Annotated in this window: 15 protein-coding genes; 6 read left to right on the top strand and 9 right to left on the bottom strand. The window is 71.3% G+C overall.

Features of this window, described 5'->3' with window-relative positions:
• Nucleotides 1–42 precede the first annotated feature (42 nt).
• From OG520_RS36270 to OG520_RS36255, 4 genes are read left to right on the top strand one after another with little or no spacing between them, the layout of a single operon-like run.
• Nucleotides 43–1,146, top strand: coding sequence for a Gfo/Idh/MocA family protein (locus tag OG520_RS36270; RefSeq protein WP_406015931.1), 1,104 nt, complete (start codon nucleotides 43–45; stop codon nucleotides 1,144–1,146).
• On the top strand, nucleotides 1,143–1,868 hold the full coding sequence (locus tag OG520_RS36265) for a polysaccharide deacetylase family protein (RefSeq protein WP_399333654.1): 726 nt from the start codon (nucleotides 1,143–1,145) through the stop codon (nucleotides 1,866–1,868). Before OG520_RS36270 ends, OG520_RS36265 begins: the two co-directional genes overlap by 4 nt.
• 46 nt (nucleotides 1,869–1,914) lie before the next feature.
• Nucleotides 1,915–4,926, top strand: a complete 3,012-nt coding sequence (locus OG520_RS36260; protein WP_406015930.1) for an alpha-mannosidase — start codon at nucleotides 1,915–1,917, stop codon at nucleotides 4,924–4,926.
• A gap of 54 nt (nucleotides 4,927–4,980) precedes the next feature.
• The gene (locus OG520_RS36255) at nucleotides 4,981–6,675 is read left to right on the top strand and encodes a serine/threonine-protein kinase (RefSeq protein WP_406015929.1); all 1,695 of its coding nucleotides are present in this window, start codon (nucleotides 4,981–4,983) and stop codon (nucleotides 6,673–6,675) included.
• 12 nt (nucleotides 6,676–6,687) lie between these two features.
• On the opposite strand, the gene OG520_RS36250 is transcribed toward OG520_RS36255, so the two are convergent.
• The 7 genes from OG520_RS36250 to OG520_RS36220 form a co-directional block, all read right to left on the bottom strand.
• On the bottom strand, nucleotides 6,688–7,317 hold the full coding sequence (locus OG520_RS36250; protein WP_406015928.1) for a hypothetical protein: 630 nt from the start codon (nucleotides 7,315–7,317) through the stop codon (nucleotides 6,688–6,690).
• The gene (locus tag OG520_RS36245) at nucleotides 7,314–8,024 is read right to left on the bottom strand and encodes a hypothetical protein (RefSeq protein ID WP_406015927.1); all 711 of its coding nucleotides are present in this window, start codon (nucleotides 8,022–8,024) and stop codon (nucleotides 7,314–7,316) included. Before OG520_RS36245 ends, OG520_RS36250 begins: the two co-directional genes overlap by 4 nt.
• 114 nt (nucleotides 8,025–8,138) lie before the next feature.
• Nucleotides 8,139–9,113, bottom strand: coding sequence for an acetylxylan esterase (locus tag OG520_RS36240; RefSeq protein ID WP_406015926.1), 975 nt, complete (start codon nucleotides 9,111–9,113; stop codon nucleotides 8,139–8,141).
• 114 nt (nucleotides 9,114–9,227) lie between these two features.
• Nucleotides 9,228–11,972, bottom strand: a complete 2,745-nt coding sequence (locus OG520_RS36235) for a hypothetical protein (protein WP_406015925.1) — start codon at nucleotides 11,970–11,972, stop codon at nucleotides 9,228–9,230.
• A gap of 220 nt (nucleotides 11,973–12,192) precedes the next feature.
• A complete protein-coding gene (locus OG520_RS36230) occupies nucleotides 12,193–13,119 on the bottom strand; it encodes a carbohydrate ABC transporter permease (RefSeq protein ID WP_399333641.1) in 927 nt (308 codons plus the stop codon).
• Nucleotides 13,119–14,150, bottom strand: coding sequence for a carbohydrate ABC transporter permease (locus tag OG520_RS36225; protein WP_389979787.1), 1,032 nt, complete (start codon nucleotides 14,148–14,150; stop codon nucleotides 13,119–13,121). Before OG520_RS36225 ends, OG520_RS36230 begins: the two co-directional genes overlap by 1 nt.
• Before the next feature lie 252 nt (nucleotides 14,151–14,402).
• Nucleotides 14,403–15,785 (bottom strand): extracellular solute-binding protein, encoded by a 1,383-nt coding sequence (locus OG520_RS36220; RefSeq protein WP_406015924.1) that lies wholly within the window; start codon nucleotides 15,783–15,785, stop codon nucleotides 14,403–14,405.
• Nucleotides 15,786–16,015: 230 nt separating this feature from the next.
• Here OG520_RS36220 and OG520_RS36215 point away from each other — a divergent pair, with 230 nt between their 5' ends.
• Both OG520_RS36215 and OG520_RS36210 read left to right on the top strand, forming a co-directional pair.
• Nucleotides 16,016–17,827 (top strand): hypothetical protein, encoded by a 1,812-nt coding sequence (locus OG520_RS36215; RefSeq protein WP_406015923.1) that lies wholly within the window; start codon nucleotides 16,016–16,018, stop codon nucleotides 17,825–17,827.
• Nucleotides 17,828–18,369: 542 nt separating this feature from the next.
• On the top strand, nucleotides 18,370–19,509 hold the full coding sequence (locus OG520_RS36210; protein ID WP_406015922.1) for a PP2C family protein-serine/threonine phosphatase: 1,140 nt from the start codon (nucleotides 18,370–18,372) through the stop codon (nucleotides 19,507–19,509).
• A gap of 43 nt (nucleotides 19,510–19,552) precedes the next feature.
• On the opposite strand, the gene OG520_RS36205 is transcribed toward OG520_RS36210, so the two are convergent.
• Both OG520_RS36205 and OG520_RS36200 read right to left on the bottom strand, forming a co-directional pair.
• A complete protein-coding gene (locus tag OG520_RS36205) occupies nucleotides 19,553–20,758 on the bottom strand; it encodes an FUSC family protein (RefSeq protein ID WP_406015921.1) in 1,206 nt (401 codons plus the stop codon).
• Nucleotides 20,759–20,855: 97 nt separating this feature from the next.
• Entirely contained in the window at nucleotides 20,856–22,001 is a 1,146-nt protein-coding gene (locus OG520_RS36200; RefSeq protein ID WP_406015920.1) for a glycosyltransferase, read from the bottom strand.
• Between the last annotated feature and the right edge of the window lie 110 nt (nucleotides 22,002–22,111).

Here is a 22,111-nt window from a genome sequence, read left to right as displayed (position 1 = left end):
CCCGGCGGCTCACGCCCTCAGCCTGGACGGCCCTCTGTGACTGTGACTCCTTATCGTGTACTGCTCGTCGGCGCGGGCAACATCGCCCGTGCCGTCCATATGCCGGCGTTCCTCGAACTCCCCTCGGACTTCGCGGTGGTGGGCGCCGTCGATGCCGATCCCGTGGCCGCCCGCTCCTTCGCCACCGATTTCGCGCTCCCCCACCACTCCACCGATCTCGCCGCGTCGCTGAGCGAGCTCCGTCCCGATCTCGTCGTCATCGCCTCGCCACCCGTCGCCCACCGGGAACAGGTCGTCGCGGCCCTGGCGGCCGGGGCCTGGGTCTGGTGCGAGAAGCCGCCCGCGCTCAGCCTGGCGGAGTACGACGCCATGGCCGCAGCCGAGGGCGAGCACGGTCCGTACGCGCCGATCGTCTTCCAGCACCGGTTCGGCTCGGGGGCCGAGCACGCAAAGGCGCTCATCGCCTCCGGGGAGCTGGGGGCGCCGCTGGTCGCCCACTGCCAGACCACCTGGTACCGCGACGACGCCTATTACGCGGTCCCCTGGCGCGGGAAGTGGGCGACCGAGGGCGCGGGCCCCGCCATGGGGCTCGGCATCCACCAGATCGATCTGCTGCTCGAACTGCTCGGCGACTGGGCGGAGATCCGGGCCATGGCGGGCCGGCTGGCCCGTGACGTGGAGACCGACGACGTCACCACCGCCACCGTGCGCTTCGCCTCGGGCGCGCTGGCCACCGTGGTCAACAGCGCCCTCTCGCCGCGCCAGCTGAGTCATCTACGGATCGATCTGCGCGACGCCACGATCGAGCTGAACCATCTCTACGGATACGGGAACGGCGACTGGACCTACACCCCGGCGCCCGGTGTCGCCCCCGGCCGGGCCGACGGCTGGAGCTCCCCGGCCGAGGACGTCCCGAGCTCGCACAGCGCCCAGCTCCGTTCCCTGCTGGCCGACATGCGGGCGGGCCGGCGGCCCAGGGCGAGCGCCGGGGACGGCCGCCGCTCCCTGGAGCTGATCACCTCGATGTACAAGGCGGCGCTCACCGGCCGACCGGTGCTGGCCGGCGAGATCGTCCCGGGCGACCCCTTCTACTCGGCGCTGCACGGCTCGGTACCCGGCTGGGCACCGCAGGGGTCCGGGCGATGACCGACCGTCCGCAGCCCCGCGCCGACCGCGCCCTCCTGCTCACCTTCGACGACCGGCACGTACGCGAATGGGCCGCCGCCGCACCGCTGTTCACGTCCTACGGCGCGCGTGTCACCTTCTTCGTCTGTGAGCCGGACCGGCTCGACCGGGACGAGGTGCGGTTGCTGCGCCGGCTCGCGGACGACGGCCACACCATCGGCTGCCACGGCCTGCGGCACGAGCGCGCACCCGAGTTCGTCGCCGCGCACGGTCCGGCCGCCTATCTCGACCGGGAGGTGGTGCCCGCCCTGGACGGGCTGCGTCGCCTCGGCTTTCCGTCCCGCAGCTTCGCCTACCCGTGCAGCGCCCGCGACGAGGACACCGACCGGCTGCTGCTCACGCTCTTCGAGCGGCTGCGCGGCGGAGTGCCCGTCGGCCGCCGCGCCGATCCGTCACTCGCGGACGACCTGCACGTCCCGGCCGGCGATCTCCCCGCCCGGCGGGTCCTGCCGGGCTGTTCGGTGGACTCCGGGCGCGGGAGCCTCGCGTACGGGGACGATCTGAGCGGCGTCGAGGCGGCGCTGCGCCGGACCGCCGACCAGGGCGGCGTGACCACGCTCTACGCCCACTGCGTCGCCGACGCCCACGAGGCCAACCATGTGACCCCGGCCCGGCTGGAGAAGCTCCTGGCCGTGGCCGACGGGATGTCACTGCCCTGCGTGGGCTTCGACGAGCTCCCGTGAACCACTACCGCGTCGCACACATTTCATTCAGAGGGGCCCTTCACTCATGCATGACGACCGCACACTGACCGAGGAACGGCTCGACCGCGCGCTGCGCGAGCGCATCCGCCCCGCCGTCCACCCCCGTACCGCGCCCCTGGAGTTCGAGGTCTGGCACGCCCCCGGCGAACCGGTGCCCTTCAGCGAGGCGATGGCCGCCCCCTTCAAGCCCGGCGCCATCGGCGACGGCTGGGGGCCGGCCTGGGGCACCAGCTGGTTCAAGGTGACCGGCCGCGTCCCGGCGGACTGGGCCGGTGAGACCGTGGAAGCGGTGATCGACCTCGGTTTCGCCAAGGACCGGCCCGGGTTCTCCGCGGAGGCGCTGGCCCACCGGCCGGACGGCAGTGTCGTCAAGGCCCTCAACCCGCGCAACACCTGGCTGCGGGTCGGCGAACCGGTGGCGGGCGGCGAGGAGGTCACCTACGTCCTCGAAGCCGCCGCCAATCCGGAGATCCTGGACGGCGTCAGTGCGCTGGGCGACCGGGAGACCGCGGGCAGCGAGCCGCTGTACCGCGTCGAGCGGATGGACCTCGCGGTCTTCGACCGGCAGGTGTGGGAGCTGGTCCAGGACCTGGAGGTGCTCGATCAGCTGATGCGGCAGCTGCCGCTCGGCTCGGCGCGCCGCTGGGAGATCCTGCGCGCGGTGGAGCGCTGCCTGGACGCCCTGGACCTGGACGCCGTGGGCGCGAGCGCGCCCGCCGCCCGGGAGCGGCTGCGCGACGTGCTCTCCTCCCCCGCGCACGCCTCCGCCCACCGGCTGTCGGCGGTGGGTCACGCGCACATCGACTCGGCGTGGCTGTGGCCGCTGCGGGAGACGGTGCGCAAGGTCGCCCGCACCACCTCCAATGTGCTGGCGCTGATGGACGACCGTCCGGAGTTCGTCTTCGCGATGTCGCAGGCGCAGCAGCTGGACTGGCTGCGGGAGCATCAGCCCGCGCTGTACGCCCGGGTGAAGGAGAAGGTCGCCGCCGGTCAGTTCGTGCCGGTGGGCGGGATGTGGGTGGAGTCCGACACCAACATGCCCGGGTCGGAGGCACTGGCCCGGCAGTTCGTGTACGGCAAGCGGTTCTTCCTGGAGGAGTTCGGGGTCGAGACCGAGGAGGTGTGGCTGCCCGACTCGTTCGGCTACTCGGCGGCGCTGCCGCAGCTGGTGAAGCTCTCCGGTTCGCGCTGGTTCCTCACCCAGAAGATCTCGTGGAACACGACGAACCCGTTCCCGCACCATTCCTTCCTGTGGGAGGGGCTGGACGGCACCCGGGTCTTCACGCACTTCCCGCCGGTGGACACCTATGTGGCCGAGCTGTCCGGCGAGGAGCTCGCGCACGCCGAGGAGAACTTCCGGGACAAGGGCCACGCCACGCGCTCGCTCGTGCCGTTCGGCTGGGGCGACGGCGGTGGCGGCCCCACCCGCGAGATGCTGGCGCGCGCCGAGCGGCTCGCGGATCTGGAGGGTTCGCCCCGGGTGGCGATCGAGAGGCCCGCGGACTTCTTCGCCGCCGCCGAGGCGGAGTACGACCGGCCGCCGGTGTGGCTGGGCGAGCTGTATCTGGAGCTGCACCGCGGTACGTACACCTCGCAGGCGCGGACCAAGCAGGGCAACCGGCGCAGCGAGCATCTGCTGCGGGAGGCGGAGCTGTGGGCGGCCACCGCCGCCGTCCGGACCGGATTCCCGTATCCGCACGAGGAGTTGGACCGGATCTGGAAGAGCGTGCTGCTGCACCAGTTCCACGACATCCTGCCGGGTTCGTCCATTGCCTGGGTGCACCATGAGGCCGAGGCGACGTACGCCCGGATCGCCGGTGAGCTCGAAGCGGTGATCGGGGCGGCGCAGCGGGCGCTGGCCGGCGCTCCGGAGGAGGGCGGCACGGTCGTGTTCAACGCCGCTCCGCACGGCCGGGCCGGCATCGCGGCGGGGGGCGCGGCACTCGCTCCGCAGGACCCGGAGCCGGCGGTGGAGGTCGAGGAGCTCGACTCCGGCTTCCGGCTGGACAACGGACTGCTGCGGGTGGCCGTGGACGAGCGGGGGCTGGTGGTCTCGGTCGTCGACCTGGTGGCCGGGCGCGAGACGGTCGCCCCGGGCTGCGCGGCGAATCTGCTCCAGGTCCACCCGGACCTGCCCAACCGCTGGGACGCGTGGGACGTCGATGCCTTCTACCGCAACACGGTGACCGATCTGACCGAGGCGGACGTGGTGCGCCGCAGCGGCGACGGGGTCGAGGTGGTGCGTACCTTCGGCTCGTCCCGGGTCACCCAGCTGCTGACGCTGCGGCCGGGTGCCCGGCGTCTGGACATCGACACCGAGGTCGACTGGCACGAGCAGGAGAAGTTCCTCAAGGTGGCGTTCCCGATCGATGTGCGCGCCGATCACTCCACGGCGGAGACCCAGTTCGGGCACGTCCAGCGGCCGACGCACACCAACACCAGTTGGGAGGCGGCCAAGTTCGAGATCTGCGCCCACCGCTTCCTGCACGTCGGCGAGTCGGGCTGGGGTGCGGCGCTGATCAACGATTCGACGTACGGGCACGATGTGACGCGTACGGTCCGCGAGGACGGCTCGACCACGACCACGGTGCGGCTGTCGCTGCTGCGGGCGCCCCGCTATCCCGACCCGGCGACCGACCAGGGCGTGCACCGGCTGCGGTACGCGCTGCTGCCGGGGGCGACGATCGGTGACGCGGTCCGTGAGGGCTGGTGCTTCAGCCTTCCCGAGCGCCGGGTGCCGGGCAGTGGCGAGGTCGCCCCGCTGGTCTCGGTCGACGACGACGCGGTGGTCGTGACCGCCGTGAAGCTCGCCGACGACGGCAGTGGCGATGTGGTGGTCCGGCTCCACGAAGCCCACGGCGGACGGGCCTCGGCCCGTCTGACGGCGGGCTTCGCACTGGCCGGGGCGAGCGTCACCGATCTGCTGGAGCGTCCGCTCGCCGACGAGACCGCCGAGGTGGACGGCGATGCGGTACGACTGGCGCTGCGGCCCTTCCAGATCGTGACGCTCAGGCTCACACCGAACAACGACGTGTGAGGCGTTCGGGGTGGGTGCCTACGGCCGCGCACCCGCCCCGTACTCTTTTTTTCCATGAACGCTGGGGGGCCTGTGCGCCGTGTGATCGACGACCGTTTCGAGCTGGTGGACAGGCTCGGCAGTGGCGGTATGGGCATGGTGTGGCGGGCCCACGACCTGGCCCTGCACCGCGATGTGGCGCTCAAGGAGGTGCGGCCCCCGGACCCGGCGCTCGCCGAGAGCGACCCCGAGTCGGCCAGGCTGCTGCGCGAGCGGGTGCTGCGTGAGGCCCGTGCGCTGGCCCGGCTCGACCACCCGGGTGTCGTCACGGTCCACCACATCGTGGACGGCGGCGACGGCACGTACCCGTGGATCGTGATGGAGCTGGTGCCCGGCGCCTCGCTCGCGGAGCGCCTGGCCGAGGGCACGCTCTCCCCGGTCGAGGCCGCCGGGCTGGGTCGCGGGGTGCTGTCCGCGCTGCGCGCCGCCCATGCCGCCGGAATCCTGCACCGCGACGTCAAGCCCGCCAACGTACTGCTGCGGGCCGACGGGAGTCCGGTGCTCACCGACTTCGGCATCGCGGCGATCCGCGAGTCCACCAGCCTGACGGCGACCGGCTCCATCATCGGCTCCCCCGACTACATGGCGCCCGAGCGCATCCGCGGCGAGGAGGGCGACCCGACGTCGGACCTGTGGTCGCTCGGCATGATGCTGTACGTCGCCGTGGAGGGCCGGCATCCGCTGCGCAAGGCCACCACACTGGCGACGCTGGCGGCCGTGCTGGACGAGGAGATCCCGCCGCCCCGGCAGGCCGGTCCGCTGACTCCGGTGCTGGACGCGCTGCTGACCCGGGACACGGCCGCGAGGCCCGGTCCCGAGGAGCTCGACCGAATGCTGGCGTCGGTGGTCGCCTCGACGGGCGAACCGGCCGCGGCGGCCGGACCGAGCCGTGCGGAACCGCGGGATGCCGTACCTCCTCGCCAGGACCCGCCCACCCGGCGGGACGCGGTGCCGCCCGGCTTCGGCCAGGCCGGCCCGACCACCGTCCTGCCCACCGCCCCCGTGCGACGTCCACCCGTCGTCGCTCCCCCGCGCCCCCAGCCCGCGACGCTGGGCACCCAGGAGATCCGCCGCCGGGTCCGGCGGGGCCGTGCCGTCGCGGTCGGCACCGCGCTCGCCGGAACCGCCCTCACCGGCGTCCTGGTGTGGTCGCTGGTGCCCGACTCGCCCCCGGAGGCGGCCGGCAGCCCCCCGTCCGCCTCGGGCGCGTCCTCAGCCGCCGAGAAGAAGGAAAGCGCGCCGAAGGCCGCGGCACCGACCAAGAATCTCCTGACGCCCACCGCCGCACGGGCCGTCATCGCGGCGCTCAAGCCGGTGATGGGCGGCACCAGGGTCACGTCGTTCTCGCTGTTCGACGAGCACGCGAGCGTCGAGGCCCCGGTCGCGAAGAACAAGGGCCTGTACGACGTCTACACCTACCGGGACGGCAAGGCCGTCCGCGAACGCGCGGGCGGCACCCTCCAGCCGGACGCCAAGTCCGTGGACCTGGAGAAGTTCGACTGGAACGCCCTGCCGGGGCTGATCCGCCGGGCGGACAAGGAGCTCGGTGTCGCCGAGCCCACCAGCCACTACGTGAACATCGACCCGGCCTCCCCGTTCGACGGCTTCCAGCCGACGCTGAGCGTCTACGTCTCGGACGAGTACGGCGGCGCCTATCTGCGGGCCGACATCAACGGCAAGGTGCTCAAGAAGTATCCGCGCAACGGCTGAGCCCGGCGGGGGTCAGCCGAGCAGCCGCACCAGTACCAGCAGCACGGCCGCGCAGGCCACGCCCATCACCAGCGTCCAGAAACCGGCCGGGAGCCCGCCGGTCCGGTCCTTGACCTCGGCCGGCGGGGAGGCGCTGTTCGCTCGGGCCAGCCATTCGCGGGGCGGGTTGTTGGGGATGACGACCCGCCAGGGCTGCTCGGGGTCGTACTCGACGACGGCCCTGGAGCGGTGCGTCAGCCCCTGCACATCGAGCGGGTGACAGACCTGGATCCGGTACGCGGGGAGTTCATCGGGCATCACGGTCAGGTCGAAGGCGAACACGGAGTTCACCGACCGTCCGTCGAGGACCGGCCGGCCGGTCTTCTTGTCGACGGTCCGCACCCCGTTGACCACGGCGGGCGCGAAGGCCCGCGGCCCGCCGGAGCGCAGCCCCGTCATCGCCATGCCCGCCCGCATCGGCTCGGCGACATCACCGAGGATCGTCAGGACCAGGGCCGTTGCGGGGATGCCGGTGATCAGCAGCCAGCGGGGGCCGTCGACGGCGCCCTGGACCAGCGCGGCGAAGGCGAGTCCGATGAGGAGCGCGGCCAGCAGTCTGAACGCGTTGAAGAGCCTGCGCAGGGACGATGTCGATGCGTTCATGAGATGCGCAGCAGCTTTCGGTGGGGAACCGCGACCCGGGTGAGAGCGGGGTCGCCGGGGCGGTCGGCGTCGTACACGGCGAGGACGTCCCGTCTGAGGGCGATGCGTTCCACGACGGCCGGGACCTCATGGCGCACCCCGGCCCCGTCGTCGAACACCACGGTGACCTCGCCGTACCTGCGGCCCACCGGCCGCCAGCCCTCCAGCACCGCGTCGGCCGTGGTGTAGCGGCGGGACAGCCTGCGCAGTCCCGCGGTGCGCCGCAGGCTGACGGCCGCGCCCCACCAGGCGGCGAGGCAGCCCACGCCCGCGACCGACCACAGGAAGGTGAGCCATTGGGAGACGGAGAAATCGCCCAGCGGAAGGAAGATGTGGAAACTGGTGACGGTGCTCCGCTCGACCTGACCCTCCGCCAGCGCGTCGTACCAACCGGCCGCGGCTGCGACGGCGGAGAGTGCGATCATCGCGCCGGGCGCGGCTCGGTGCAGGTACCGGGCGCAGAGCACACCGAGGGCGACCGCGAAGGCTACGCCGAGCATCGGGGACATGGATGCGAGCTGGTCGCTGGCGCAGCCCCCGGTTCCGTCGCAGGCCCATTGCACGCCCGCCGCCTCGTGGCTGGCGATGTACCACATCATCCAGACCTGCCACACCATCAGCGCGCAGGCGATGACACGCATCGCCTGCGCATAGGCTTTCTGCCGCACTGTCCGCCCTTGTCCTCGCCACATCACGGGCATTGACGTGCCCCGGCGGACGATATAGGTGCTGTCCACACTCTGTCCGTGATCCACACCACGCCGGCCGGAGCGCGGCAGGGCTCAGGCCGTCCGGTTCAGCGCCTTCGGCACCCAGCGGAGCTGGGCGGTCTCCTGGAACATGGCACCGCCTTCGTGCCCGTTGAACGGGTAGACCTCGATCTCCTTCTCGCCCGGGTACGCGTTGTGGGCGGCGAAGACCGTGGACGGCGGGCAGACCTGGTCCATCAGGGCGACGGAGAAGAGCGCGGGGGCGCTGCCCCGTGCGGCGAAGGACACCCCGTCGACGTACGACAGGGTGCGCAGGACGGTTTCCTCCTTGCCGCGGTGGATCTTGAGGTAGCGGGCTATCTCCGCGTACGGATTGGAGTCGGTGAGTGTGACGGCCCGTCCGAAGTGGCAGAGGAACGGGACGTCGACGGCGATGGCGGCCAGGTCGGGGACGAGTCCGCCGACCGCGAGGGTGATGCCGCCGCCCTGGCTGCCGCCGAGCGCGACGGTGCGGGCGGGGTCGGCGAGCGGATGGGACCGGGCCGCTTCCACGGCGCGTACGGCATCGGCGTAGACCCGGCGGTAGTAGTAGCTCTCCGGGTCCTCGATGCCCCGGGTCATGAAGCCCGCGTGGGAGGGGCCGGAGCCGACCGGGTCGGGGGTGTCGCCGACGTTGCCGCCGCTGCCCTGGCCGCGCACGTCCATGATGAAGTGGGCGAATCCGGCCAGCGGCCACATGCCCCAGCAGTGCGGCAGGCTGCGGCCGCCGTTGTAGCCGTGGAACTGGACGACGAGCGGGAGCGGGCCCTCGGCGTTCGCGGGGGCGCTGAACCAGCCCTTGATGGGGTGGCCGCCGAAGCCGGCGAACGTGACGTCCCAGGTGCGCATGCCGGTCAGTCCGGTCTCGACGGGTTCGAAGGAGACCGCGGGGTCGTGGGCACGGGTCTCGGCGAGGGTCTTCGCCCAGAAGGCGTCGAAGTCGTCCGGTTCGTCGATCTGCGGCCGGTAGGCGCGGAGTTCGGGCAGCGGCATGTCGAACAGGGCCATGGGGCTGGTCTCCTCACGGTGGGATGGCGAACAGTGTGCCGTGCGGTGGTACGGCATGGAGCGGCGGGGCCGGGTGCTGTCAGGTGCACCCGGCCCCGCCCGTCGTGGGGTGGTTCAGTCGGTCAGCTGGACGGCCCGCAGGCCGGTGGCGCTCTTGGAGTTGTTGGCGATGGAGGCGCCCCACTCCGACCAGCCGCGCGCCCGGCCGTCGTTGTCGCTGTCGTTGACGACGAAGCCGAGTCCGATGGATTCGGTGGGCTTGCCGGACAGACCGAGCGAGGCCCACGGAACCGTCACCGTGTAGCGGGTGGTGGTGCCGTCACGGGTGATCTGCGCGGTGGCGCCCGGGGTCGGCCCGGCGGACTGGCCGGACGGCGCCCGCCAGGTGTAGACCTGCGGCTTGCCGCCCACGAGCGAGGCGCCGAACTCGACGTACTGCTTGCTGCGGCCCGGCACCTGGGGGGTGACGGCGAACTGGACGCTGTCGCCCTGCCACATGTTCTCGGCGGTGGTGGCGGGCTGTGCCAGGACGTTGTCCATGATCGCGCCCTTGAGCACGAGTCCGGCGTCGGTGTACTGGGGCCGGACGGCGCCTGACAGGTCGGCCGCGCCGTTGTAGCCGCCCTTGTAGCTCACGGAGCCGTCGCCGATGACGTCGATGGGCGTGGTGGTGTCGGTGCCGGCCGGCTGGACGGAGCCCCAGCCGTTCCAGGCACCCACGGCGGTCCTGGCGCCGTCGGGGGTGTTGATGTAGGCGGCGGTCCAGTAGCGCTGCCACTGCTTGATGTTGCGCGCGTCCACGGTGTACGAGGCGCTGGAATCGGTGCCGACCTTGATCGGACCGTCGATGGTGCCCCGGTCCAGGTAGGTGGTGCCCGCGTTCACCTGCCAGTCCAGCTTGGTGAGTTCGAGCGGGCTGTGGACGCGGTTGTTGGTGACGGTGACCTTCAGCGCGGCGGCGAACGGGGCCGCCTTCTTCACCACCGGATCGAAGGTGACCTGGGTCGGCGGCACCACTTCGGTGTCGGAGGTGAGGCGGGCCAGGCTCAGCGGCCCGAGCCCGACCGTCCCGCTGACGGTACGCGGGCCGGTGAGGGCCGAGGTGGGCAGCTGCACGGTCTGGCGGACGACCTTGCCGGGCCGCGCGGTCACCCGGTACTTCTCCCCGGCGATCCGGAAGTCGTAGCGCACCGGCAACGGCTTCCGGTCCTTGGTGCCGTCCACCTGGAGCACCGCGTCGACGGTCTCCTCCGTGTTGGAGTGCTGCGGCAGCCGGAGGGAGAACACGGGGCCGCTCACGGTCTTGACCGCGGTCACCGCGCCCTTGACGTACAGCACCTTGCCGTCGATGCCGAGCTGCACCTTGCCGCCGACCGGGATGTACGTCTTCTCGTGGCCCAGCTGGTCGGTGACGGTGACCGGGCCGGTGGCCGAGAGCTCCGCCGTTCCCGGCGTCGCGGCGGTGGTGTAGAGGGCCCGGACCGTGTCGGTCCCGGTGCCGAAGCGGTACGAGCGGACGTCGGCGGAACCGGCGTCGTCACGGCCTGCGTAGGCGCGGCCCGCGAGCTGCCGGATCAGCACGCCCTCGGTGACCACGGACGGCTTGGGCTGCCAGGCCTTGACCTCGGCGGTGGGTCGCTTGAAGGCGCCGAAGTTGTGTTCCTTGTTGGTGGCGTCGGTGCCGTCGTTGGTGAGGTCGTACCAGTAGTAGCGGTCGACGCCCGAGGCGAACGAGAAGATCTGGGCGCGCGGCACGTACGCGGCCTGCTGAGCGGGGGTGACGCCGTCGCTGTGGGTCGGGTAGCCGTTCTCGGTCATCCAGAGCGGGAGGTCCTTGCCGCCTGCCGCGTCCAGGTCGGCGCGTACCTGCGGCAGCTTCTCCAGCGCGGTCTCGGGCGGGCTCGGGTAGCCGTATTGGTGAACGCTGAGCGCGTCCATGTAGTTCAGGCCGCCGATCGCGTACAGCCGCTTGAGCCAGTCGGTCTGGAGCCCGGCCAGGCCGCCGCCGACGACGGTGGCGTCCGGGACCTTGGCGTGCACCTTGCCGTAGCTCGCCTGGAGCAGCTTGACATAGCAGTCCGCGGTGATGCCGCAGGTGCCGTTGTTGAAGCCGGTCGAGTTGTACTCGTTGTAGATCTCGATTTCCTTCGAGGACTGCTGGTACTTCTCCACGGTGGCGGCCGTGAACTTTCCGTAGGCCTCCAGCGCCGCGTCGGAGGCCGGTGTCCGGTTGGCGTCGTAGTTGGGGTTCCGGTAGCCGGAGATGGGCAGGGCGGTCAGCCCCTGCGACTTGGCGTACGGGATGTGCTGGTCGGTGGAGTAGCTGCTCCAGGAGTACGCGCCGGGCGTCTTCTCGATGGCGCCCCAGTTGATGTCGGAGCGGATCCCGTGCATGCCCATCAGCTTGACCGAGCGCAGCAGCTTCTGGTCGTCGCCGTCGTTCCACCCGTAGTGGATGCCGGTGCCGAAGCGGGTGTCCTGCTGTTCCTTGCCGGTCAGCGCGGTCAGCACACCGAAGTTGGCGGTACGGGTGGTGGCGCCGGCGGTGGCCGTGAGCGTGTAGTAGCCGCTGCCGAGCTTGGTGACGTCGGCGGTGGCCGTTCCGCCCGAGACCGGTGCGGTGCCCGACGCGACGGTCAGGCCCTGGTCGTCGATGGCCTTCCAGGCCACCGAGGCCTCGTCGGAGGCCAGGGTGATCTTCGCCTGTCCCTTGATGAAGATCAGGTCGGGCGAGGTGACGGTGAGGGCACCGGCCGCGTGGGCGGCCGGTGCCGTGCCGGGCAACGGCGCCGCCACCAGCAGGCAGCCGAGCAGCGCGGCCGCGCCGCCCCATGCGGCGGGCCGTCCGGAGCGACCCATTACTCTGGCCGGAGCCAGAGGACCTGGCCGGATCGTGCCGTTCTGTTCCATCGAGGCTTCCTCTCGATCGGATCGGCGCGGTGCGTATCGGTGGTTCCCGGGTGGGGGTGTGCTCCGTCGGCTGTACCCCGGCGGAGCACACCGGCCCGTGTTCCGTCGGCGCGCACCGCTGCCGCCGCCGGCCGGCGCGGACGGGTCCGCACCGGTTCCCGGGTGGTCCTCATCCCTTGAGGCCGGTGAAGCCTCCCCCGCCGCGTACGATCTGCCGCTGGAAGATCAGGAACAGCACGACCGGGGGCAGGATGGCGAGCAGCATCCCGGCGATGAGCAGCGACTGTTCCGCCGTTTCCGCGAGGCGCGGCAGTGCGGCGGAGATGGGCTGCTTCTCGGTGTCCGGGATGACGATCAGTGGCCAGAGGAAGTCCTTCCAGGAGTTCATGACCGTCAGCAGGGTCACCACCGCGAGGATCGGCCGCGACATGGGGAGCACAATCCGGCGGAAGATGACGAACGGCCCCGCACCGTCGACCTTGGCGGCCTCGAAGAGTTCGCGCGGGATGCCGTCGAAGAACTTCATCACGATCAGTACGGTGAAGGCGCTGGCCGCGTGCGGCAGCCAGACGCCCCACGGGCTGTTGGCGAGCGAGATGCCGAGGCCCGGCAGATCGAGCACGGTGAGGTAGAGCGCCACCAGGGAGATGGAGCCGGGGATGAAGAGGGTGGCGAGCACCATCCACCGCACGGGCGTCGCCCACTTGGGGCGCAGCACGGACAGGACGTAGCCGCCGGTGGTGGCGACGACGAGGTGGGCGACGACCGAGCCGGTGACCAGGACCACGGTGTTCCAGAGGTACTGGCCGACCTGGAGTTCGTTCCAGGCGCGGGAGAGGTTGTCCCATTGCGCGTGGCCGGGCCAGAGCGCCAGCGGGTCGCGCAGCAGCTCCTGGGTCGGTGAGACGGCGCCCTTGAACGTCCAGTAGAGGGGCGCCGCCCCGAAGGCGAGCAGCAGCAGGAGCGAGAGCGTCTGAACGGAGCGGAGCGAGAAGCGTACGGAGGTCCGCCGCCGGTCGGCGTTGGATATCAGTCCGCGTCCGCTCTCCTCGGAGCGGTTCCTGCGGCGGGTGCGAAGGGGGATCTGTACGGCCATCAGTTGCTCCAGCTCCTCGTCGCCCGCAGATAGATCGCCGAGAGCACACCGAGCACGAGGGCCAGCATGACGCTGAGTGCGGTCGCGGCTCCGAAGTCGCCGTTCTGGAAGGCGTAGTTGTAGATCAGCATCAGGATGGTGAGAGTGGAGTCCTCCGGGCCGCCGTCCGTCATCACGAAGGGTTCGGTGAAGATCTGCAGGGTGCCGATGATCTGGAGCAGCAGCATGATCAGGATGACCCCGCGCAGCGACGGCAGGGTGATGTGCCAGACCCGGCGCCAGATGCCCGCGGCGTCGATCTCGGCGGCCTCGTACAGTTCGCCCGGTACGGAGCCGAGCGCCGCCAGGTAGATGATCACCGTGGAGCCGAAGCCCGCCCAGGTGGCTTCCAGGACGATCGACAGCATCGCGGTGTCGGTGGACTGCAGCCAGGGGTACGGGCCGAGGCCCACATGGGCCAGCAGCTGATTGAACAGGCCGGCGTCCGGGTCGTAGAACACCTTCCACAACAGGACCGACACCACCGGGGGAATCGCCACCGGCAGGTAGGCGAGGATGCGGAACAGCGTGCCGCCGCGGCGCAGTTCGGCGATGAGCACCGCGAGGAAGAGCGGCACCGGGAAGCCGATCACCAGGGCGAGCGCGGCGAACAGCGCGGTGTTCTTGACGGCCTTCCACAGCAGCGGGTCTTCCAGCACATGGCGGAAGTTGTCCAGCCCCACCCAGGTGGCTGGGTCGACCAGATTGGTCTGCTGGAAGCTGAGCTGCACGCTCTGGACGATCGGCCACCAAGAGAAGTAGGCGAAGCACAGCACCATCGGCAGGCCGAACAGGATGGTGGTGACACCTCCTTGCCTGACCCAGCGGACGAAGCGTTCCACCGGGCCGCCGCGGTGCGGGGAGGCGGTGCGCGGCGGCCCGTCGGGGGTCCGCGGACGTGCCGCGGACGGGTCGGCGGAACGTTGTTTCTTCGTCCGGTCCTTCTGGGTGCGGTTCCCGGCGGGCGCCGCAGGCGCTTGCGACCTGCTCATTGACGTCTCCTCGCCTCTCCTCGTGCTGTGCTCACTGCCTGATGTACCGGACATGCTCCGGCTGCCGGGAGGTGGTTCCAGGGCGTGTTTGAGAAGTAGCGTCGTCCGCCCGGAGGGCGGGTCTCGCCGGGTCCGGCGCGTGCGATCGCAAGGCGCCGGGGTGCCCTCGTAGCGGAGCTACCAGGGCATTTCGGCAACGCGGCGAGCGTGCGTGTCAGACCCCACGAGACAGACGGGACTCTCAAACACGCCCTAGTTCTGCGCCCGCTCCACCTGGGACTTGACCTGTGCCGCGGCCTTCTTCAGCTGCTCCGCCGGGTCGGCGTCCTGGCGGGTCAGTACGGCCTGCACGGCGCTGTCGAGGGCCTTGTAGACGTTCTGTGCCTCGACGGACGGCTCGATGCGCAGTTCGTAGTCGCCGAGCGTCTTGCTGTACGGGGCGAAGTGCTCGACCGGCACATTGGCCTGCTTGTTGACGGCGGCGTCGACCGGGTCGGCGATGGCCGGCTTGTAGAACGGGACGGACGGCACGCCGATGACGGCTCCGTCCTTCTTCTTGGCCGCCGCGTCCTTCTCGGCGAGTGCGACGTCGTACTTGGTGGAGAGGTAGTAGAAGTCGATGAACTTCGTCGCGGCCTCGCGCTGCTGCGCGGTGGCCCTGGGGCTGATCACCGCGATGGTGCCGCCGGCCAGGGTCCGCTTGTTGCCGCCGTCGACGGGCATGGCGCCGAGGCCGATGGTCTTCGGGTCGCCCTTGTACTGCTGGATGTAGTGGCCGACCATGCTCGGTCCGGCGATCGTCATGCCGATCTTCCCGGCGGAGAAGTCCTTCTCCGTGTCGGTGATGTTGCGCAGCTGGTTCTTGCCCATCGAATCGTCCGTCCAGCGCATGTCCTTCAGCGCCTTGAGCGACTTCTCCGCGCCGCTGCCGGGACGGTCGAAGGTGTTGGCCCACTTGCCGCCGGACTGCTCCTGCATGCTGTCGCCGAAGGAGTACGCCATCGCGGTCAGCATCCAGCCGCCCGTGTTCTCCTTGGTCATCTGCGCGTATCCGGTGGCGTCGGTCTTCCCGGAGATCGCCTTGGCCGCCGTGCGGACCTCGGACCAGGTGGTCGGCGGCTTGTCCGGGTCGAGTCCGGCCTTCTCGAAGAGGTCCCGGTTGTAGACCAGGCCGAGGGCGTACTCCTCGGTGGGAATGCCGTAGAGCTTGCCGTCCAGGCCCTTCGCGGCCCCGAGCGCGACGTCGTTGAAGTCCTCGCTGTGCTTCAGTCCCTTGAAGTCCGCGGTGAGGTCGGCGATCTGCCTGCGCTTGATCAGGCCCGACATCTCGGTGAGCGGTACCCGTACGATCGTCTCCAGGCTGCCGCCGCCCACCTTGGTCTGGAAGCTCTGCTGGTCGTACTGGTACTCGTTCGTCTTGATCTTGATCTTGGGGTTCGCCTTCTCGAACTCCGCCACCCGCGCGTCGAATGTCTTGAGCGCGGCCGCGTTGGTGGCGGGCGGGCGCCCGGAGACGGTGATCGTCACCGTGCCGTCGGCAGCCTCGTCGCTGCCGGAACCGGAACACGAGGCAAGCACGCAGACGAGCGCACCCGCGGTGACGCCCGTCAGGGCGATGCGCAGGGAGGGTCTCATCGGGGACTCCATTCAAGGACGGGCCGAAAACCGGCCGGAAAGCGTTTTCCAGCCGGGGTCACCTTGCACCGCCCGATATCGCCGCGTCAATGGGTTAGGTGCGGGCTTCTGCCCCGGAGTCCAACGTATGCCCCTTGCCGGAACGTTGACGTCGGCTTAGCCTCTGGAAAACGCTTCCCAAGCGTTGTCGAAGATCGTCGGACCGACGATCGCGAGCTGGAGGACATCCCGTGCACCCTGCCTGGTCGGCCGCCTCGTACGACCGCACCCTGCTGCGAGCGGCCCTCGACGAGGGCGACCGCTGCTGGGACGCCGAGGCGAACCTGCTGCAGGTCGAAGCCCCGTACAACCCCATCCACACCAACATCAAGGGCGGCCCCGCGCACCCCACCCGCAACTCCCTGCACTACGCCCTCCTGCTGCTGGAACGCGGCGGCGAGGGCGACGCCGAGCGCGCCCATGCCGTGATCCTGCGGATCGCCGGGCTCCAGGACCGCTCGCCGGAGAACGCCACCTACGGCATCTGGGGCTACTACGCCGAGGAACCGGCCGCGGAGATGGACCCGGCCGACTGGAACTGGGCGGACTTCCTCGGCATCGCCCTGCTGCTGGTGCACGCCCGCCACGGCGACGACCTGCCGGCCGGGGTGCGGCACGAGCTGAGGGAGTCGGTACGGCACGCGGCCGCCTCGATCGTCCGCAGGAACGTGCACTTGACGTACACGAACGTCGCCGTCATGGGTACGTTCGTGACGCTCGCCGCCGGGAAACTCCTCGACGACGAGGAGCTGTTCGCCTACGGCAAGGACCGCATGGTGCGGCTCTCGCGGGCCATCGACGGCACCGGCAGCTTCACCGAGTTCAACAGCCCCTCCTACTGGGGCGTCGTGCTCCAGACCCTGACCCTGATCAGGGAGCACGTCGACGACGCGGAGGTGCTGGAGCTCAACGACCGGCTGCACGACCGCCTCTGGCTGCACTTCCTGGCCCGCTGGCACCCGCCGACCCGCCAGCTCTCCGGCCCGATGGCCCGCTGCTACAGCAACGACCTGGGCGTGCCGCCGTTCCTGGCGAAGGCGGTCCGGGGGGTGCTCGGCGCGCCGGAGCCCCGACCGGTCCGGGGCGAGATGTCGACCGGTCTGGACTCCTGCGTGGACTACCGGATGCCCGACTGGGTCCTGCCCCGGCTGCTGGAGCTGGAGAACGAGCACGAGCACCGGGAGCTGTTCGCCGAGAGCCCGGCCCCGGAGACGGGCACCACCTGGCTGGACCCGGTCACCACCCTGGGCAGCGTGAACCACCAGGACACCTGGTTGCAGCGACGGCCGCTGTTCGGCCACTGGGTGCGCCCGGACGGGACCTCCGGGCATCTGCACGTCCATCTGATGAAGGACGACGGGGCGGAGGACTTCGACTTCGCCTCGGGTGTGCTCTCCACCGTGCAGAGCGGTCCCCATGTGGCCTGGCTGACGGGCTTCGCCTGCCCGGCGGGCGACCGGCACCACCACCTCGACATGATCGAGCCGGGAGACCGGTTCCGGGCCCGGTCGCTGCGTCTGGTGGTGGACCTGATCGGTGCGCCCCCCGTGGCGGGGACAACCGCGATCGACGGTGGCGTCGAACTCGACCTGGGGACGGCGCGGCTGGACTTCCGGCTGGCCGGAGGCGCCTTCGGCGGCCGTACGCCGACGGCCCGGCTGGTCCCGCGCGCCGACGGGGTGCGGATCGAGGTGGTGCTCTTCGAGAGCGCGGCCCCGGTCGAGCTGGACTGGGCGGAGCTCGGCGACACCTTCGCCGCGGGAACCCTGTCCCTCGTGCCGTCCGGGACGGAGCGGGGGGCACGGCCCACGCCGGATCCGGAGGTGGCCGTGGCCGGTGACCACGCCGAGGTCCACTGGACGACCCCGCGGGGGAACCGGCTCACGGTGCGCGGCGGCCGGGCGGTCGTCTCCCGCGAGGAGCACACCGCACTGCACTCCGCGACGCTGGACGGCGCCGCGCCGCCGTCGCCCCGCCTGTCGGACTCCCTGCTGGTTCCGTAGGCGTCCCGGCCCCCGCCCCGGGACGACCGCAGCCGGCCGCACAAGCAACCCGCGGCCGGCTGCGCCCGTGTAGGCACGAAGGACAGGACGCGCGTCGGCGTGATGCAGCCGGTGGTCCGGCCGTTGCCGAAGGCGGGCGACATCCCGCGGGCCCTGCCGTGGGGGCAGGGCATCGCCGTCGCGCGCGGCCAGTTGGCGAGACGCGGCCACCGAGTTCGCGCCGCACACCTCGTCGGACAAGGAGAAGGTCACCGAGCACTTCGAGAAGCTCGCGCTACCGCCGACCACCGCCGCCGGGCCGGCCGACCCGAAGGTCCGAGGCGATGCCTGCACCACCGGATGGACCGAGAAGATCACCGGGACGGCGACCGGCAGCGCCTTCCCGCGGTTCGCGCAGAACGCCCGGATCGATGAGGCGGTCGCCGGGCAGGTGCGGGCGGTGCTGGTCGGCTCGGCCGAGCCCGAGGACGCCATGCGGGAGGCCGGCCGGGCGCTCGGCCGTACGAGAAGCGGAGACGGACCGGGTGAGGTATCCCGGAAGCATGGCTTCCCGGCGGTTCCTGCAGTCGATCCGTGAGTCCCGGCGGCGCAGGAACGCGCTCGTGGCGATGCCGTTCGCGCTGATCGGCGTCGTCACGGCGGTCGATGTCTCCGCGCCGCCGGATGTCCATCTCGGTCCGTTCCTGGTGGCGGCGCCCGCGGTGGCCGCCTCGTTCACCGGGCCGCGCATGACCGCCTTCGTCGGTGCGGTCGCCGTGCTGGCGCAGTCCCTGGTGGCCGTCGCGCGCACCAGTCTCAACGACCTCAACCACACCTACCAGATCATCGCGCTCGTTCTCATCTCCGTCTTCGTCACCTTCTTCGCCCACCTGAGGGTCCGCAACGAGCAGGCCGTGGCCCAGCTGCGCTCGGTGGCCGAGGCGGCACAGCACGTGGTGCTGCGGCCGCTCCCCGCACGGAGCGGCCCCCTGCGCATCGCCTCGGTCTATCTGGCCGCGGAGGCGGAGGCGCAGATCGGCGGCGACCTGTACGCCGCCGCCCGCACCGTGGGAGGCACCCGTCTGATCATCGGCGACGTGCGCGGCAAGGGGCTCGCCGCGATCGGTGAGGCGGCCAGCGTCCTGGGTGCCTTCCACGCCCTTTCCCGCCAGCGGTGGCGGCTGCCCGAACTGGTGGCCCAGCTGGAGACGAGCATCGCCCCGGACCCGGACAGCACCGCATGCGACGGGGAGGACGAGCACGGGGAGAACGACCCGGACCTCACGGAGTCCTTCGTCACCGCGGCCGTTCTCGACATCCCCGACGACGCTGCGGAGATCCACCTGGTCAGCTGCGGTCATCCGCCGCCGCTCCTCCTGCGCGCGGGTGAGGTGATCCCGCTCGGTGTGCGGACGCCGGCCCCGCCGCTCGGACTGGCGCGCCTGGTGATCACGGAGCACACGGCGGAGACGTTCGGCTTCGAGGCCGGTGACACCCTGCTCCTCTACACCGACGGAGTCATCGAGTCCCGGGACCGGTCGGGGAATTTCTATCCGCTGCGGGAACGCGCCGCTTCGCGGTACGGAGCGGGTCCCGACGCCCTGCTGGAGTCCCTGTGCGCCGACCTGTTGCGCCACGCGGGCGGCCATCTCGGGGACGACGCCGCACTCGTCGCCATCGAGCGCCTGCCGGCCTCCGGATGACGCCGCACCGGCACCGTCCTCGGCGCTGCCGCGTGCCCCGCCCTCAGCTCTGCCCGGCGCCCAGCCGGCGTGACACGGCGCGAAGCCAGGGGTGGCGTTCGTGGAGCTGCGCGGAGCGCCGGTCGAGCTCCTTGCCCAGGCGTTCCGTGCGCTTGTCGATGTCGAGCTCGTCCAGGATCCGGTCGACCTCGGCGAGCAGCGCGCCGTGCAACTGCCACTGCCTGGGGTGTTCCTGGACGTCTTCGAGGAGCAGATCGGCCACCCGGTCCCTGGTCGTACGGCTGACGGCGAGTGCGTGTGCCAGCCGGGTCTCCGCCTCCTCGGCGTTCTGCGCGAGCGGAGTGGTGATCAGCTCCGAGAAGCTCTCGACGGCACCGGCCATCTGCCCGAACAGCTCGGTCAGGGACTCGGCCACATCGGCGGGGAACAGCGTCTCGTCGGTACGGACCTTGGCCAGGTCGGTCAGGGTGCGCGACAGTACCCGAAGCACCACGGCGCAGATCTCCAGGGTGTCCAGACCGGTGCGCAGCACGACCCGGTACAGCAGTCCCTGCCGGACGCGCGGATTGAGGGTGAGGCTGTCCTCCGCCTGCCGCAGCGAGGCATCGACCTCCACGATGTCGTGGTCGAGACGGCGGGCCGCGTGGAGCCGGTCGGCCGCCCGCTCGACGGAGATGTGACCGCGCACGTCCTCTCCCATGGCACGGAGCATCTGTCCCATCTCGCGGGCCAGGCCGTCGATGGAGGCGCCCGCGGGCTGCACCCACACGGGCGGCGCGAGGAGCAGGTTGAACAGCAGCCCCACACCGGCGCCGATGAGGGTCTCCAGCACCCGGTCCCAGGCGGTCGACGCGACCTGCGAGACGCCCAGCACGAGCATCGCGCTGATCGCCACCTCGGGTACGAACTCGCCGACGCGCACCAGCCGCCCGATGATCAGCGAGGCGAAGATCGTCAGCCCGAGGCTCCACCAGTTGAGGCCCACCAGTGCGCTGAGCGCAGTGGCGATGAGCACCCCGACCACGACCGAGTTCACCCGGCGGATTCCCGTGGTGAGGGTCGCGTAGAGGGTGACCTGCACGACGAGGAGCGCGGTGAGCGGGGCCGTGAGCGGTGCGGGATGGGGCAGGGCCCACACCGCCACGACGTAGGCGATGACGGCAGCCGCCGTGGAACGCAGGGTCTGCGCCCCGACCGGCTCCGTCGTACGCCGGACGAGCTCGATCACGGGTGCGGATACTCGTGCCATCTCCTTCCCATGCCCGCCCGTGTGCCACGGCAGTGCCCCGGCCCGGCGACTCCCTCCGTACGGACGTGCGGACCGCCGGCCCCGTCGTGGTCCGGGATCACGGTTCGAGGGTGCCGAGCAGCTCCGCGGCCTGGGCGGTGGTCCGCATCTCGTCGGCCAGGGACTGGGCCCGCGCACGGTACGACGGTTCCTCCAGGACCCGTTCGGCAGCCGCGCGGATGCTCCGTACGTCGTCGGGGCCCAGCTTCGGCGGCTCGTCCACCGGGCCGCCGATCGGGGTGACGGCCGTCCCCGCCCCCGCCGCGGCCACCAGTCGGGCGTTCTCCGGCTGGTCGGCGAAGAGGGGGACGCAGACCAGCGGGACGCCGGCCGCCAGGGCGCCGTAGACCGTTCCCGAGCCGCCGTGGCAGACCACGAGGGAGGCACTGCGCAGGACGTCCGCCTGCGGCACCCACGGCTCCGCATGGACGTGGGGCGGCAGCGGTCCGAGGTCCCGCACATCGATGTGGTGCCCGGTCGTGAGCAGTACGCGTACCGGCAGTACGCTGACCGCCTCCAGAACCGCCCGGTACAGGCCGATCGCGGTCGGCAGGGCGCCCGCCTCGGTGCCGAGGGTGACGTTGACGAGCGGTTCCTCCGCTCCGCCCCACCAGTCCGGCAGTGCCTGCGGCCGAAGGGCTTCGTGGTAGCGGTGGGTCACGGCGTACGGCGAGGGGTCCAGGGAGGCCGGCAGCCGGGTCAGATACGGGGACGCGAGGAGCCGCTGCGCGATGCCGGGTCCGTACGGGTCGAGCACCGGGCCGAGGAGAGGGTCGGTGGCCCCGGTGAACCGCGCGGCGGAGACCGCGACCCGGGCATGCGGGATTCCATGACGCTCGGCGGCCACCACCGAGGCGAACTCGAACGCCTCGTGCAGGACGAGGTCGGGGCGCCAGTCGCGGCAGGCCTCCTCCAGGGCGGGAAGCATCGCCGCGGTCCCGAGCCGGCCGAACACCTCCCCGACCATCATGGCGACGCCGTCCTCCGGGGACAGTGCCAGCCCGCGCGCCATGACCCGCGCGAGTTCCTCCTGGGGCGGTTCCCCGCCGATGCGGTACGGCTGTTTCCGGGCCGCCAGTAACGCTTCGAGTGCCGGCGGGGCGACGACGAGGACGTCGTCACCTCTTGCCGTGCACGCGTCGATGAAGGGGACGAGTGGTTGGAAGTGGCCCGAGCCTCGGGTCGAGGCGAAAAGTACACGCATGGGGCCGAGCCTAGGGATCTTCGCCCTCCGCCCACAGGACCACTTTCCGCCTGATTTCGGCGCGTTCCCGGTGTTTGTTCCCCGACGGCCGTCGGGGCCGTGCCGGCGAA

The sequence above is a fragment of the Streptomyces sp. NBC_00984 genome, from assembly GCF_045162475.1.
GTDB lineage: Bacteria > Actinomycetota > Actinomycetes > Streptomycetales > Streptomycetaceae > Streptomyces.
This window is presented reverse-complemented; position numbering and strand designations above follow the sequence as displayed.